Source organism: Alicyclobacillus sp. CIJ1 (assembly GCF_057538885.1).
In genome coordinates this window covers 146,940-162,272 of the sequence record NZ_BAAJPH010000063.1, presented here as the reverse complement: position 1 = coordinate 162,272, position 15,333 = coordinate 146,940, and the positions used below count along the sequence as shown (strand labels likewise).

At 62.8% G+C, this 15,333-nt stretch carries 13 protein-coding genes; 5 read left to right on the top strand and 8 right to left on the bottom strand.

All coding sequences use genetic code 11. From position 1 onward, the window contains the following. The first annotated feature begins 161 nt into the window (after positions 1–161). The gene (locus tag AC27E8_RS02195; RefSeq protein WP_487099448.1) at positions 162–1,376 is read left to right on the top strand and encodes an MFS transporter; all 1,215 of its coding nucleotides are present in this window, start codon (positions 162–164) and stop codon (positions 1,374–1,376) included. 33 nt (positions 1,377–1,409) lie between these two features. Here AC27E8_RS02195 and AC27E8_RS02190 read toward each other — a convergent pair whose 3' ends face one another. Next, positions 1,410–2,729: an MBL fold metallo-hydrolase gene (locus AC27E8_RS02190; RefSeq protein ID WP_487099449.1), complete on the bottom strand. Its 1,320-nt coding sequence runs from the start codon at positions 2,727–2,729 to the stop codon at positions 1,410–1,412. A 197-nt stretch (positions 2,730–2,926) separates the two neighbouring features. Here AC27E8_RS02190 and AC27E8_RS02185 point away from each other — a divergent pair, with 197 nt between their 5' ends. The 4 genes from AC27E8_RS02185 (at position 2,927) to AC27E8_RS02170 (ending at position 7,144) form a co-directional block, all read left to right on the top strand. Beyond that, positions 2,927–3,811, top strand: a complete 885-nt coding sequence (locus tag AC27E8_RS02185) for a carbohydrate ABC transporter permease (protein ID WP_487099450.1) — start codon at positions 2,927–2,929, stop codon at positions 3,809–3,811. A gap of 13 nt (positions 3,812–3,824) precedes the next feature. Continuing rightward, complete coding sequence (locus AC27E8_RS02180; RefSeq protein WP_487099451.1) at positions 3,825–4,631, top strand: carbohydrate ABC transporter permease; 807 nt, start codon at positions 3,825–3,827, stop codon at positions 4,629–4,631. Positions 4,632–4,684: 53 nt separating this feature from the next. Then, positions 4,685–5,983: an ABC transporter substrate-binding protein gene (locus tag AC27E8_RS02175; protein ID WP_487099452.1), complete on the top strand. Its 1,299-nt coding sequence runs from the start codon at positions 4,685–4,687 to the stop codon at positions 5,981–5,983. Positions 5,984–6,160: 177 nt separating this feature from the next. After that, positions 6,161–7,144 carry a Rieske 2Fe-2S domain-containing protein gene (locus AC27E8_RS02170; protein ID WP_487099453.1) on the top strand — a complete coding sequence of 328 codons (984 nt, stop codon included), beginning with the start codon at positions 6,161–6,163 and terminating at the stop codon, positions 7,142–7,144. Between the two features lie 97 nt (positions 7,145–7,241). On the opposite strand, the gene AC27E8_RS02165 is transcribed toward AC27E8_RS02170, so the two are convergent. From AC27E8_RS02165 to acs, 7 genes are all read right to left on the bottom strand, one after another. Continuing rightward, the gene (locus AC27E8_RS02165; RefSeq protein WP_487099454.1) at positions 7,242–8,024 is read right to left on the bottom strand and encodes an enoyl-CoA hydratase-related protein; all 783 of its coding nucleotides are present in this window, start codon (positions 8,022–8,024) and stop codon (positions 7,242–7,244) included. A 14-nt stretch (positions 8,025–8,038) separates the two neighbouring features. After that, complete coding sequence (locus AC27E8_RS02160; RefSeq protein WP_487099581.1) at positions 8,039–9,541, bottom strand: acyl-CoA carboxylase subunit beta; 1,503 nt, start codon at positions 9,539–9,541, stop codon at positions 8,039–8,041. Positions 9,542–9,580: 39 nt separating this feature from the next. Continuing rightward, positions 9,581–10,486, bottom strand: a complete 906-nt coding sequence (locus AC27E8_RS02155; RefSeq protein ID WP_487099455.1) for a hydroxymethylglutaryl-CoA lyase — start codon at positions 10,484–10,486, stop codon at positions 9,581–9,583. A 19-nt stretch (positions 10,487–10,505) separates the two neighbouring features. Further along, positions 10,506–10,721 carry an acetyl-CoA carboxylase biotin carboxyl carrier protein subunit gene (locus AC27E8_RS02150; protein WP_067846035.1) on the bottom strand — a complete coding sequence of 72 codons (216 nt, stop codon included), beginning with the start codon at positions 10,719–10,721 and terminating at the stop codon, positions 10,506–10,508. Positions 10,722–10,733: 12 nt separating this feature from the next. Beyond that, complete coding sequence (locus AC27E8_RS02145; protein ID WP_487099456.1) at positions 10,734–12,074, bottom strand: acetyl-CoA carboxylase biotin carboxylase subunit; 1,341 nt, start codon at positions 12,072–12,074, stop codon at positions 10,734–10,736. Between the two features lie 11 nt (positions 12,075–12,085). Beyond that, complete coding sequence (locus AC27E8_RS02140) at positions 12,086–13,219, bottom strand: acyl-CoA dehydrogenase (RefSeq protein WP_487099457.1); 1,134 nt, start codon at positions 13,217–13,219, stop codon at positions 12,086–12,088. A 126-nt stretch (positions 13,220–13,345) separates the two neighbouring features. After that, the gene (acs, locus tag AC27E8_RS02135) at positions 13,346–15,319 is read right to left on the bottom strand and encodes an acetate--CoA ligase (protein WP_487099458.1); all 1,974 of its coding nucleotides are present in this window, start codon (positions 15,317–15,319) and stop codon (positions 13,346–13,348) included. Between the last annotated feature and the right edge of the window lie 14 nt (positions 15,320–15,333).

The window sequence follows — 15,333 nt, the reverse complement described above, 5'->3', positions numbered from 1 at the left end:
GTCCCTTTCGAAAGGCATCCATATCACGCCTCGTGAGATGGCCATGCGGTTCCATTGTACCGCCATCCGAATCTCGCTGCGAATGTCACGCGCTGGCCTTGCGGGCGAGATCGTCGTATCCTCAAATGGTGAACTTGGCTTCGAGGAAGAGGGTTTGTCTCGTGCTCCCATCGCGTTCACCTGGAGATCATGGCTATATCGCGCGAGGCACGTCGGTCTATCGGCGCGTAAGCATCGCCTTTTTGGCTGCAGGACTTGTGATCTTCGCCAATCTGTACGCCGTGCAGCCGCTTATCCCTGCGTTCAGTTTGGCGTTCGCGCGCTCGCCGGCGGCCGCGAGTCTCGCGCTCTCCGCGTCGACCTTCACGCTCGCCCTTTCCCTGCCCATCTTTGCATCGTTGTCCGACCGATTCGGCCGCAAGCCCATCATGCTGTTCTCCCTGTTCTCGTCGTCCGTCCTTCAATTCGCGGTGGGTATGGTGCCGACGTTCTGGGAGATCGTCGCCGCGCGGGCCTTGGAGGGATTGACGCTGGCGGGACTGCCCGCCGTGGCCATGACGTACTTGAGCGAAGAAGTGGAGGCATCGAGCCTCGGCTTGGCCATGGGCCTCTACATCAGCGGGAACACGCTCGGAGGCCTACTGGGGCGCGTGCTCATGAGCGTCGCAGCCGGTCACGCCTCGTGGCGGATGGGCATGCTCATCTTCGGAGGCGTCAGCTTGGCACTCAGCGCCTACGTGGCGTGGTCGTTGCCCGCCTCGCGTCACTTTGTCCCAAGAAGGGACGGCGTCTCGGACATCGTGTCCCGCTTCGCGCACGCGGTGAAGCGTCCGGAACTGGACGCCTTGTATCTCCTAGGCGGGCTGCTCATGGGCGGATTCGTGTCCCTCTACACCTACATGGGGTTTCGCCTCGCTCGCGCGCCTTATCACCTCTCGACTTCCGTCATCGGCCTTCTCTTCTTTGCCTATCTAGCAGGCACGTTCAGCTCATCGTTCATGGGGAGCCTGGCGGATCGAATCGGACGTCATCGCGTGCTGCCGCTGAACATCGCGATCATGGCGGCAGGCGCGATCATCACGTGCGCGCGGGGTCTCGCCGAGGTGATCATCGGTATGGTGATTTTTACCTTCGGATTCTTTGGGGCGCACTCCATCGCCTCGTCGAGCGTCGGGAGGCTCGGCGGCGCGCAGCGAGCGCAGGCATCGGCTTTGTACCTCTTTTGCTATTACACCGGATCCAGCGTCATCGGTTCCTTGGGCGGCTTGTTCTGGACGGACATGGGCTGGCGCGGCGTGATTGGCATGATCCTGGGCGCCCAAGGATTCGCAAGCGCTGCTTTCCTTTTCGCAAGACGAAAATTGCGCGCGGCGTGATGGGCCAGGTGAGTGAATCACCTGGCCCGCCCTCTACGCGCGGGTTGCCACGGACGCAGCGGCGAGAAGATCCGACAGCGTGTATTCCACGCGCTCCTCGGGCAGAACGCGCGGGATGCCCTCCGCCACCACGCACTCCGGATGAAACGAGTGAATCGGCAGGTAGACGCGTGGTCGGATTTCCTCGACAGCCTGTTCGATCTCGGAGAGCGAAGCGTGGCCGCTCGTGCCCAGCGCACGGAAGCTCACGCCGAAGTGAGCCAACCACCGCTGGAGATTGTCCCAGGCCGGATCGAACGGGCCAAGGGGAGCGCCGTTGGAGTGGATGTACAGGCCGTTGGCGGCGGAGCCGAGATCGATCAGGCGCCACAGTTTGTCGTACGCGAGTTCCGCAGCGAACCCGCACGGCGCGTCTCGGAGGTCCTCCGGGCGAACGAGCGGAAGTTTCAAAGAGGCCAGCCATTCCCTTACAGGGTCTGTGAGTGAATCGTCCGCCCAGACATGCACGCTCTCTGGCACTCCGCCCGCGAAATGGGAGGCCACGTAGAGCGTTCTCGCCTCGAACACGGGCGTGCGTCCCGCCTCCTGGGCAGCACGAGCAAACGCGAGAACGCGCTCGGGGTGGCGCGGGTACGCGTTGAAGTACACCATTCGCTCCTCGCCCGCCATGGCTTCCACCATGTGACGGACGAGCTCCTGCTCCGTCACTTGCGGGCGCCCCTCGTCCCCGGCTCGCGTTCCCTCCACCAGCAGCACGTCTGGCTCGAACGTGCGCGCCTTTTCGACAAACGCGCGCGATACCTCGGGCCGCCATCCGTGAAACCTGAGATCCCCGCTGTATACGAGCCGCAGATCGGGCGCAGCGATGAAGATGGCAGCCGCGCCAGGCGTGTCGTGATCGACAGGAACGAACTGAAATCGCAGGTCGCCGACGCTGTGCCACGTCTCGGCGTCGACGCCGGTCAACTGGAGTGGAGGTTGATCTTCGATTCCGGCTTCCGAGATAAGCTTCAAGATCTTACAGGTCTCTTTCGTCGAAAAAACCGAGATTTCATTTGCCATATACGGCAAAAGCGCGGTATGATCCAAGTGGTTATGACTTATGCAGATCGCCATAGACTCCGGCTTCTCGATTTGATAAAGCTCAGGAATATCCGGAAGAATGCCGACGGCTCGCAGGTCAGCCGTCGAGCGCGGGCGCAACGAGCCGGAAAACATCGGCGATTCTGGGCGAACCACGTGCCCCATGTCGAACACGATTTGGCTGGAGGACGTCTTCACGCGACAGATGGTTCCACCGATCGTGCGCGTCCCCCCGAAGAATGTGATGCGCGTCGACTTGTCCACACTCATCGCTCCCTTATGTAAGCTCGGTCGCGGCCGAGCATTACAGAATACCACACGAAAGGAGCTGAGAACATACTTCGATTTTGAATTTATGTGAAGTTCCCTTTACTCAATCTTCACTTGATCTGTCTGACCGATGCTGTGACAATGTCGGTGGAGTGGAAGCCAAGGCACGACATGCTTCTTTTGAGAGGGATTCCGCAATGACGTTGAAGGCCCGAAGAACCATCACGGCCTATATGATGCTGCTGCCAACACTCATCCTCTTGGCCGTGTTCACCCTGTATCCCATCTTTGAGTCCTTCGTGATCAGCTTTTTTCATTGGGACATGATTAGCCCCCACAAGCAATTCGTAGGCTTGCAAAACTACGTCCAAATTTTTGAGGATCCCCTGTTTCACCGAGCAGTCATCAACACGCTCCTCTTCGTCGTCTTGTATGTGCCCATCGTGATGGCCTTGGGGCTGGCCGTGGCGCTTCTGCTGAACGCGAGGATTCGCTTCAGGGCGTTTTTCAGAACCGCCATCTTCCTTCCCTACGTGACGTCCATCGCAGCGACCGGGATTGTATGGCAGTGGATCTTTAACGGCCAATACGGCCTGTTGAACGATCTCCTGCGCCAAATCGGGATTCAAGGTCCGGACTGGCTCAACACGCCCCAGGACACCATGATCTGCCTGGTGACGCTCAGCGTGTGGCAAAGCTTGGGCTATATATCGGTCCTCTTTCTGGCAGGCTTGCAGAACATCAGCCGCGAATACTACGAAGCCGCACGCGTCGACGGTGCGCACGGCTGGCACCTCTTTCGTCACGTCACATGGCCACTTCTTTCCCCGACGACGTTCTTCGTCCTTCTGATGAGCACCATCGAGGCCTTCAAGGTGTTTCTACCCGTCTACGTCCTGTACGGCGCGACCGACGGGCCGAACGACAGCGGTCTAACCATGCTGTACTACATGTTTACCGAAGGCTTTAGTGACTATCGGATGGGCTACGCAAGCGCATCCGCCTACATTCTGTTTGTCATCATTCTCGCGTGCACGCTTCTGCAGATGACGCTGCAGCGACGCGTCCATTACGAGTCCTGATGGAGGAGCAAGCATGCGAAAGCTATTCATTTATGCGGCGCTGATTGTGGTCACGCTGTTCGTCCTTGGGCCGTTCATCTGGATGATATCGACGTCGCTCAAACCGGCCGGCGAAGTGCTCACGGCGACGCCTTCCCTGTGGCCACACCCGTTTGAGTGGAACAATTACTCGACCGCGTGGAAATCCGCGCCCTTCGGTCGCTATTTTTTGAACAGCCTCTTCATTTCTGGCGTGGAAACTGCGTTTGACCTGACGCTTGGGGCGATGGCTGCGTACGCATTTGCGCGGCTTGATTTTGCTGGTAAGCGGACGCTCTTCGTCGCGCTCCTGGCGACGTTGATGGTGCCTGGCGAGCTGCTGCTCATACCGAATTACATCACGGTGGCCAAGCTCCATTGGATGAGCACCTACCAGGGCATCATCGTGCCGTGGCTCGTGAGCGTGTTCACCATCTTTCTCATGCGCCAATTCTTTCTGTCCATGCCAAGCGAGATTTTCGAGGCAGCCGAGTTGGACGGTCTGCATCCCGTACGCACACTTTTTCAAATCGTCATGCCACTCACGAAGCCCGTCTGGATCACGGCAGGGCTCATTAAGTTCATTGGCAGTTGGAACTCGTTCCTCTGGGTGGTCGTCGTATCGAACTCCCAGTCCTTGGACACGGTACCCGTAGGTCTGATGAACTTCACGTCGGACGTCGGGACCGAGTACAACCAGCTAATGGCCGCTGCGACTTTCTGCATGGTTCCACTGGCCATCGTGTTCCTCGTAGGACAGCGGTACTTTGTGGAGGGCATTGCGCGCAGCGGCATTAGATAAAATTTTGTTCATCGAAAGGAGAGGTCAGTGTGAATTCCAAAAAGAGGGCTCTCATGGCGACGGCGACTGCGGTGGTGATGTGCACCTTCATGGCCACCGGCTGTGGCGATGAGGAGACAGGAGGCGGAGGAGGCATCCCCATGACGAAGTCCGCCAATTCCGCTGGACAAGCCCCAAGTACCGCGCAACCCGTGACCATCACCTTTGAGGAATCCATGCCAGGAAAGCTTGGTGTAGAGCTTCAGAAGCTGACCAATGCATTTGAGAAGCAAAATCCGAACATCCATGTCCAGCTCATCTTCAATGGCTCGTATAGCACATTGGAGCAGAAGTTGACGGCCGCCATTGCGTCCAACACCGAGCCGACTGTGGCCCAGGTCGAAGAGACGTGGGAGACGAACTACGTGCAGAATGGGCTGATTGAGCCCTTGGACTCCGTCATTCCCAAGTCCACGCAGAACGACCTGATCCCGATTTGGCGACAGGACTCCACGTACAACGGCAAGTTGATGTCCGTACCCTTCAACAAATCTGCCTACGTGCTTTACTACAACGTGGATGACTTGAAGAAAGCCGGAATCTCTTCGCCCCCAAAAACGTGGAGTGAACTCGAACAGGATGCCATCAAAATTCAAAAAAAGGAAGGTATCCCTGGCCTTGGCCTGCAGGGCAACTATTACACCTTTGAGATGCTTTTAAAACAGGCAGGAGGCCAGATCCTCAATGCTTCGAACACCAAGGCGGCCTTCAACAGCTCAGCGGGTCTCACAGCACTCAATTTCATGAAACGCCTGGTGGATGAACATGCGGCGAAGGTCATCGGCGCGAACGAATACCTCTCCGACGGCTTCAACACGAACGCGTACGCGATGGATCTCGATACCGTGGCCGCGATGTCGTTCATCAACAACCCGAACATCCATTGGAAGGTTGCGCCGCTTCCGAAGGGCGTGACCTACGCCGTCCCCACGGCTGGTTTGAATCTGGTGATCTTTAACGCAGCGACACCCGCTCAGAAAGCCGCGGCGGCGAAGTATTTGAACTTCCTCATTTCTGTGCCATCCACCATCGAGTGGGCAGAACAGACGGGCTATCTCCCGGTCCGGCAGAGCGCGCTCACCAACCCGGAATGGACGAGCTACATCAAGACACACCCGAATCAGGGAGTTGCTCCGAACGAGTTGAAGTACGCCTACTTCTCTCCGCGACTCGCTTCGCTCTACTCCGCGGAGCAAGAGATGACCACGCAGATTGGCAACATGCTTGCGGGTCGTCAGACGCCACAAGTCACCCTGCAGAATATGGCGAACATCACGAATAACGCTCTCGCGCAGGGAAACTCGGGCCAGTGACCCGACTTTCGAGAAGCAGGCGGCCGATTGTGGGCCGCCTGCTGTCCTATTGGGCACCTTGCGCCATGAGCGATGCGACCGGTGCTCTTCCGTGATTTGAATGAGGCTTGCATAATAAATCAACTGGTATATATAATTTGTATCATGCCCTTTACGGAGAAGTGGAGGTGCTGTCCAGTGGCAGACCGCATAAGTCCGGCTCCGAGCGAAGATGGCGTATTCCCTGCGACGTGGTACGCGGTCTGTTTCTCCGCCCAGATCACGCGCCGCAGACCGCTTGCCGCGCGCGTCGCCGGGCGCGATCTCGTCCTGTTTCGCGATGCATCCGGGCGTGTTCACGCGCTCAGCCGCTACTGCACGCACCGGGGCGCGGATCTCGCGCTCGGCCGCGTGGAAGGCGCGCACCTCGCGTGTGCCTACCACGGATGGCAGTTCTGCGGCGACGGCCGCTGCACCCGAATTCCCGCCCATCCGGATCGACCCATTCCCGACTTCGCCCACACGCGCGCCTATGCCACGTGCGAGTTGGCTGGCATGACCTGGGTCTACCTCGGCGGCGAAGCGCGTCCGCCGGAGCTGCGCGTGTTCTCGGAACTCACGGACGGGTTCTATCGGCTGGTGCCGTATGAAGATGTGTGGCAGGCACACCTCACCCGCGTCGTGGAGAGCGTGCTCGACGTCGCCCACCTGGCGTTCGTTCACCGCAAAACCATCGGGCGCCGCACGCCGGCCGCCATCCCACGCCTGTCGTTTGAAACGGACGGCGGTGATCGCATCCTCATTCGCAACGGCGGCGGCATGCTGGAATATTGGTTTCCGCAGATGTGGATTCTGCGGCCAACCGAAGGAAAGGGTGGTTTCCTCAACTTCGTCACCTTCACGCCCGTCGACGAGGAGACCACGCGCATCCTCGGTTACGCCGGCCGCACCTTCGCGCGATCCGTCCCTGGCATGGACGCCCTATTTCGGCGCTACAGCCTGCGCGTGCTCCGCGAGGATCAGCGCGTGGTCGAAAGCCAACACCCAAGACCTATTCCTGAAGCGCTTCGGATGGAGGCGCACGTACCGGCCGATGCGCCGCAGGTCCGCTTCCGCCACCGCTGGTATCGGTTTCTGACGGGGGATGAGCCCCGCGTCACGGTCGAGCATTCCGATTCCTAAGGCCGTCGTGTTCTGGACGGTGACTCGGGTTCGACCTCAGGGCGCCGGGCAGCCCCTCCCGCGCGTGCGCAATGCGATGGCCCGGCACCCACGCCGCCTATTCTCCGCGGAATTGTGGCTTGCGCTTTTCCGCGAACGCCGCGAGCGCCTCCAGGCGATCCGCCGTCGGCAGAACGCCCTCATACGCCGCATCCTCGATGGCAAGCCCCGTCGACAGATCGACGTCCAGGCCGCGATCGATGGCCCACTTCGCCTGGCGCACCGCGACCGGCCCGTTTTCGGCGATGGCGCGGGCCAGCGCTCGCGCGGCGTCCATCGCGGCCTCGCGCGTATCCGCCACCTCGAGCAGGATGCCAAGCTCTCTCGCGCGCTCCGCGTCGATGCGCGCGGCCGTGAAGATCATCCACTTGGCCCACGTCGGCCCGATGAGCCGCGCAAGCCGCTGCGTCCCGCCCGCCCCAGGGACGATGGCGAGCGACGTCTCCGTCAGACCGAGCCGAAGGTCGCGGCTGCCGATGCGAAAGTCGCACGCCAGCGCCAGCTCCAGCCCGCCTCCGAACGCGAATCCGTGCAGGACCGCGATGGTCGGCTGCGGCAGGCGCGCGACGCGATCGAACGCCTCGCGCGTCAGGCGCACGTTGCGCCGCACCTCGTCGGGCCCCAGGCCGCGCCGCTCCTTCAGGTCCGCTCCCGCGCAGAATCCCTTGCCTTCCCCGCGCACGATCACGACACGCACGCCGCGGTCGTCCGCGATTTCGCGCACGGCATCTTCCAGCGCGCGGAGCAGCGCATAATTGAGCGCGTTCATCGCGTCCGGCCGGTTCAGGACGAGCTCCGCGATCCCGTCCTCCGCCTTCTGCCACACAATCGGCTGTTCCACGCCCGTCTCCCCTCTCAAACCGGATATACCGGATGCTTCCGGTGCCCGAACGCGACCGACTTCCCTTCGTACATTGCAAATCGGCGGATGAGTTCGTCCCGGAGTTCGTCGGCGTCCACGATGTGGTCCACCACAAGCTCGGACGCCAGGCGGTAAAGGTCGATGTCGCGCCGGTACTCCTCCCGCTTCTCCTTCACGAACGCCGACCGCTCGGGCTCCTCCAGTTCCGCAATCTTGTTGGCGTAGACCGCGTTCACGGCCGCCTCCGGCCCCATCACGGCGATCTCGGCCGTGGGCAGCGCAATGCAGGCGTCCGGCTCAAACGCAGGCCCCGCCATCGCGTACAGCCCCGCGCCGTACGCCTTGCGCACGATCACGGAGATCTTCGGCACGGTGGCCTCCGACATCGCGGCGATGAGCTTCGCGCCGTGGCGAATGATGCCCTGGCGCTCCACCTTCGTCCCAATCATGAACCCGGGCACGTCCGCCAGGAAGAGGAGGGGGATATGGAAGGCGTCGCACAGCGCAATGAAACGCGCCGCTTTGTCCGCGGAGTCGACGAACAGCACGCCCCCCTTGACGCGCGGCTGATTCGCGATGATGCCGACGGGCCGCCCTGCGATGCGCGCGAGCCCTGTGATGATCTCCTGCGCGAACAGCGCCTTCACCTCAAACCACGAGCCCTCGTCGATCAGCCGATCGATGAGGTCGTACATGTTGAACGGCACGTTCGGGTTCTTCGGGACAATCTCCGAGGCCCTGCGCGTTGCCGGCGCCGGATCGCGCGGATCTTCCATGGGCGGGCGCCCGAGATACGAATCCGGCATGTAGCGCAGATACCGCCTGCAGGCCTCGATGGCGCTCGGCTCGTCTTGCACGAGCACGTCCCCGCAACCGCTCACGGTGCAGTGCATGCGCGCGCCGCCCATCTCTTCGAGCGTCACCTTTTCCCCGATGACCATCTCCGCCATGCGCGGCGAGCCCAGGTACATGCTCGCGTTGCCTTCGACCATGATGACGAGATCGCAGAAGGCGGGAATGTAGGCGCCACCAGCCGCAGACGGGCCGAAAAGCAGGCAGATCTGCGGGATGTGGCCGCTCAGGCGAACTTCGTTGTAAAAAATTCTCCCTGCGCCTCGCCTGCCGGGAAACATCTCGACCTGATCCGTGATCCGCGCGCCGGCCGAATCCACGAGATAGATCAAAGGGATGTGCAGCTTCTCCGCGGTCTCCTGGATGCGGAGGATCTTTTCCACCGTCCGCGCGCCCCAGCTTCCCGCCTTGACCGTGCTGTCGTTGGCCATGATCGCGACCTTCCGCCCGTGGATGCGCCCGATGCCGGTCACCACGCCGTCGGCCGGCAGATCGTCCGCCGCGCAGTTCGCATACAGGCCGTCCTCGACCTCCAGGCCGTCATCCAAGAGCAGCCTGAGTCGATCGCGGACAAACAGCTTGCCCTGCTCTCGGTTTTTCTCGTGATACTTCGCCGCGCCGCCAGCCATTGCGCGCGCTCGCATCTGTTCCAAACGCTCGTCCGCCACGGCGTCAACCCTCCCTCACGTTGCCTGACACGCGCTTCTCGCCACTTGGCGCGCGTGGCTCGACAGGGGCTTCCCAAGCTTCCCCTCCAACCAGGCGACGACGTCTAGATACCGCTCGGCGTCGACGCCCGTCTCCGCGCCCATGCCATGCAAGAGGTACAGCACGTCCTCCATGGCCACGTTTCCAGACGCGCCGGGCGCGTAGGGACAACCGCCGAGCCCCCCGATGGATCCGTCAAACCGCCGCACCCCGGCAACGAAGCCCGCGTAGAGGTTAGCGATGGCCATCCCGCGCGTGTCGTGGAAGTGGAGCGAAACGCGATCCAGAGGCACGATGCGCTCCACCTCGCGCACGACCTCCGCCACCTGCGTGGGTACCGCCACGCCAATGGTGTCGCCGAGCGCCACCTCATCGACGCCAAGCTCCAGCAGGCGCTCGACCACGGAGAGGACCTGCGACACCGGCACTTTGCCTTCGTACGGACAGCCGAAGACGGTGGACACGTACCCACGCACCACGAGCCCCTCCGCCTTGGCCCCCTCGATCACGGGGCGCAACACGGGATACGTCTCCGCGATGGTCTTGTTGATGTTCTTCAGATTGTGTGACTCGCTCGCCGACATGAACACGTGCACGGCGTCCACCTTCGCCGCGAGCGCCCTTGCGAGCCCGCGCTCGTTCGGCACGAGCGCCGACAACTCCACGCCGGGCCTGCGCCGAATCCGCGCGAACACCTCGTCGGCGTCCGCCAGCTGCGGGATCCACTTCGGATGCACGAACGAAGAGACTTCGATGGACTTGAGTCCTGCGTCCATGAGCCGCTCGACGAGCTCCACCTTGACCGCCGTGTCGATCACGCCCGGTTCGTTCTGCAGCCCGTCCCGCGGCCCGACCTCGCGCAGCCACACGCGCTCCCCCATGTGATCGCCCTCTTTTGCGTCAGCTTTCCAGCCGGACGAGATCGTCCCCTTCGTTGACGAAGTCGCCCTCGTTCACCAACACTTCGGCCACCACGCCGGCCTGTTCGGCCGGAATGGGGATCTCCATCTTCATCGACTCGAGCACGACGACGTCCTGCCCCGCCTCGACGCGTTGGCCCGGCTGAGCCAGCACGCGGAGCACGATGCCCGCCATCGTGGCCTGCACAGTTGCCATGACGCACCCTCCTCAGCGCTTCCCCCAGGATTCCAGAAAGTCGGTCGTGGTGTCCCCCGCGGCGAACCGCTCCGAGGCGATGATGGCCCGGAGCAGCGGCAGGTTCGTGCGAATGCCTTCGATGACATACGCGTCAAGCGCCTGCTTCATGCGCGCGATGGCCTCGGCCCGATCCCGGCCGTGGGCGATGAGTTTGCCAATCATCGGATCGTAAAACGGCGTGATGTCCGAGCCCGCTTCCACGCCGACATCGTTTCGGATGCCCTCGCCTTCGGGCAACACCATGCGCGCAATGGTGCCGGGCGACGGCAGCATCTTCTCGGGATCTTCGGCGTACACCCGGCACTCGATGGCGTGGCCGTCCCGCCGGATGTCGTCCTGCCCAAAACCGAGCGGCTCACCGGCGGCGATGCGCAGCTGCCATTCGACGAGATCGAGCCCGGTGATCATCTCCGTCACGGGGTGTTCGACCTGCAGGCGCGTGTTCATCTCGAGGAAATAGAAATGCTTCTCCTCATCGACGAGAAATTCGAGCGTGCCCGCATTCTCGTAGCCGATGGCCCGGCAGATGGCGAGCGCCGCCTCGCCCATCCTCCGCCGAAGCGCCTCGTCGACAAACGGGGACGGCGCTTCCTCGATGACCTTCTGATGGCGCCGCTGGATGGAGCACTCGCGCTCCCACAGATACACGCCGTGGCCCTGTCCGTCGCACAAGACCTGGATCTCCACGTGTCGCGGCCTTGGCACGCGCTTCTCCAAAAACATCTCGCCGTTGCCGAAATAGGCCTTGGCGCGCGCGGAGTTTGACGCGAACGCCTTGCGCAGCTCCTCCTCTGAGTTCACCACCTGCATGCCGATCCCGCCGCCACCGTACGACGCCTTGAGCATCACCGGATAGCCGATCTCGGCCGCAATGCGAGCCGCCTCGTCGGCGCTCGCCACCGCGCCCTCGCTCCCCGGCACGACGGGGGCTCCCGCCCGTTTCACCGTCTCCCGCGCCGCCACTTTGCTTCCCATGGCTGCGATGGCCTCGGGCGAAGGCCCGATGAAGCGGATGCCCCGCTCCATCGCGGCTCGCGCAAAGTCGGCGTTTTCACTCAGCAGCCCGTAGCCCGGGTGAATCGCCTCCGCGCCGGTCTGCTCGGCCGCCTGCAGGATGGCCTCGATGTTCAGGTAGCTCTTCGCCACCGGCGCCTCGCCGATGCGCACGGCCTCGTCTGCCTCGCGGACGTGAAGCGCTTTCTCGTCCGCGTCGGAATAGACGGCGACGGTCGCGATGCCGAGGCGCCTGCAGGTGCGAATGATGCGCCTTGCGATTTCGCCCCGGTTGGCAATCAACACCTTGGCGAACATGCCGCCCCCTCCTAACAGCCCAACTGGCGCGCGATGACCAGACGCTGAATCTCCGACGTGCCCTCGCCAATCTCAATCAGCTTCGCGTCGCGATAGTGGCGCTCCACCGGGTATTCGCGCATGTAGCCGTATCCACCCAGGATCTGAATCGCCTGCTCGCAGGTCCGCGTGCACATCTCGGACGCAAACAGCTTGGCGTACGACGCCTCCAGCGTGTACGGCCGGCCCTGATCCTTCAGCCACGCCGCCTTCATCACTGCGTTCCGGGCGAGATCGATGTGCATGGCCATGTCGGCAAGCTTGTGCTGAATCGCCTGGAACTTGCTGATGGCCTGCCCGAACTGCACCCGCGTCTTGGCGTACGCGAGCGCCGTCTCGAACGCCGCCCTCGCAATCCCGACCGCCAGCGCCGCGATGGCGACGCGCCCGCCGTCCAGCGTCGAGAGGAACTGCTTGAACCCGGCGTTCAGCGGGCCGAGCAGGTTCTCCTTCGGGACGCGGACGTGATCGAGAATCAGTTCCACCGTGTTGGACGCCCGCATGCCCAGTTTCTCATACGGCTTGCTCACGGAGAAGCCCTCGGCATCCGTCGGCACGATGAACGCGCTGATGCCGCGCGACGCCGGATCCGTCACCGCGGTGAGCACGACGTACTTCGCATAGCCGCCGTTCGTGTTGAAGATCTTGTTGCCCGTGATGACCCATTCGTCGCCTTCCAGGACAGCCGTCGTCCGCGTCCCTCCGGCGTCCGATCCGGCGCCAGGCTCCGTCAGGCCGAACGCGCCGAGCGCCTCGCCGCGCGCCATGGGGACGAGGTACTTCTGCTTCTGCTCCTCCGTCCCGTAGAGCAGAATGGGCGTGCACGCGAGCGACACGTGTGCCTCGTAGCTGAGCCCTGTTCCGCCGCACGCGCGCCCGATTTCCTCCACGGCCAGGCAGTACGAGATCATGTCGGCGCCCGCGCCGCCGTACTTCTCCGGGATGGGCAGGCCGAGGAAGCCCAGCTCGCCCATTTTCCGAAACACCTCGATGGGGAAGTGCTCGGTCTTATCCCACTCCGCGGCGTGCGGCGCGATCTCGGCCTCCGCAAACTCGCGCACCGTATCCCGAATCATCCTTTGTTCCGAGGTGAGATCAAAGTCCACGCGGTCCCTCTCCCTTCGCTCTCACCTTTCACTGTAGCCGAATAAGCAAGCGCTTGCAATCAATTTTGAAATGCACAGTTTGCCACAATCGCTAGGGATGCCGCCATTCGTTTCCTACCGATTCGGTCATTCACCGCCCGGCGCCCGCTCGCGCAGATCGTGCAAAAGCCGTTCCACGACCTCCCAGTCCTCCAGGCCGGTGACGTCTCCCTTCACTTCGCCGGTCTGCAAAATCTCGCGCAGCATCCGCCGCAGGATTTTGCCCGATCGCGTCTTCGGCATCGCTTCCACGAAATACACGCGCGCCGGCCGCGCAAACGAACCGATGTCCGCCACCACGCGCGCCTTCAGTTCCTCCTCCAGGTCGCTCTTTGGTTGCCACCCGCGCTCGAGGGTCACGAACGCCACCGGGACCTGTCCCTTCACGTCATCAGGCTCGCCCACGACCGCCGCCTCCACCACGGCCGGATGCTGGATGAGCGAACTCTCCATTTCCATGGTGCTGATGCGGTGGCCCGACACGTTGATCACGTCGTCGACCCGGCCGAGCACCCAGAAGTGGCCGTCTGCATCCCGCACCGCGCTGTCACCGGTGAAGTAAAGGCCTGGCATGCGCGAGAAGTACGCGTTCAGATAGAGGCTCCGATCGCCGTACACGTCGCGCGCGAGCGACGGGAACGGACGGCGGATGACAAGGTATCCAGGCACACCGTCCGGCACCTCTCGGCCCTGTTCGTCCACCACGGCGAGATCATGCCCAAAGAACGGCACGCCGCACGAACCGGGCTTCATCGGCACCGCGCCGGGCAACAGCGCGAGCGGCGTCCCGCCCGTCTCCGTCTGACCCCAGGTGTTGTTGATGACGGCGACGTCACCGCCGACGACGCGCCGCACCCAGTGCCACGCCTCCGGGTTGAACGGCTCGCCGACCGAGACCAAGAGTTCGAGCGACGACAGATCGTAGGGCCGCGCGACGTCCTCGCCGTGTTTCATCATCATGCGGTACGCGGTGGGTGCCGAGAACAGTTTGTTGACGCGGTATCGCTCGATCATCTCGTATAGCCTGCCCGGTTTCGGCCAATCGAGCGCGCCCTCGTACAGGAGGGTCGTGGTGCCTAAGGCGAGGCCGCCGACCAGGACGAAGATGTGGGATGTCAGCCAGCCGATGTCCGCCGTGTTCCAGTACACGTCTTCGGGCCGTAGGTCGAGCTGATACTTCGTGTACGCATACGTCCCGAGCAGAAATCCGCCGCCGGAGTGGACGATGCCTTTGGGGCGGCCTGTGGTCCCACTCGTGAAGATGAGGAAGGCGGGCTCGTTCGCCTCCAGCAGGGCCGGCGGGCAGTCCCGGGATGCGCGCTCGACGAGCGACTCAAAGTCGAGATCGCGCCCGGGCGTCATCGGCGTGTCGAGATCGGGCAGACGCCGGTAGACGATGACGTGCTCCACCGTCTCGACGCCTTCAAGCGCCCGGTCGACGGTTTCCTTCAGCCGCAGCACCTTGCCGCGCCTGAGGCTGCCGTTGGCGCAGATGACAGCCTTGGCGCCGCACCGCACAATCCGCTCGCGCAGCGCCTCGGCGGAGAACCCCGCAAACACCGTGTTGTAGAGCACGCCGATGCGCAAACACGCCAAGAGCGCGACGTAGGTCTCGATGAGATTCTGCATGTACACGCAGACCACGTCGCCCTGGCGCAGCCCGAGATCTTGGAGCGCGTTCGCAAACCGGGACACGGCGTCCTGCAACTGGAGGTAGGTGACGCTGCGGCGCTCGCCGTCCTCCCCTTCGAAGAAGAGCGCCACCTTGTTGCGGTACATCGGGTGCTTCGCGTGCCGATCCACGCAGTTCTCGCAGACGTTGATGTAGCTGCCGGGAAAGAACTGAAAATCGGGAAGCTCGCCCGCGATGACCGTCTTCCCGCGCTGCTGCCAGACCAACTCGTCGGCGATCTCGTCCCAGAATGCCGCCGGATCGTCGATGGACGCCTGATATCTCGCCCGGTACTCGTCGTAGCTCGAGAGATACGACCGAGCCGCGTAGGCCTCCGGTGGCGGGATGAGCCGTGCGCTCGCGATCATGCTCAACACTTCGTCTGCCACGAGGATCCCTCCTC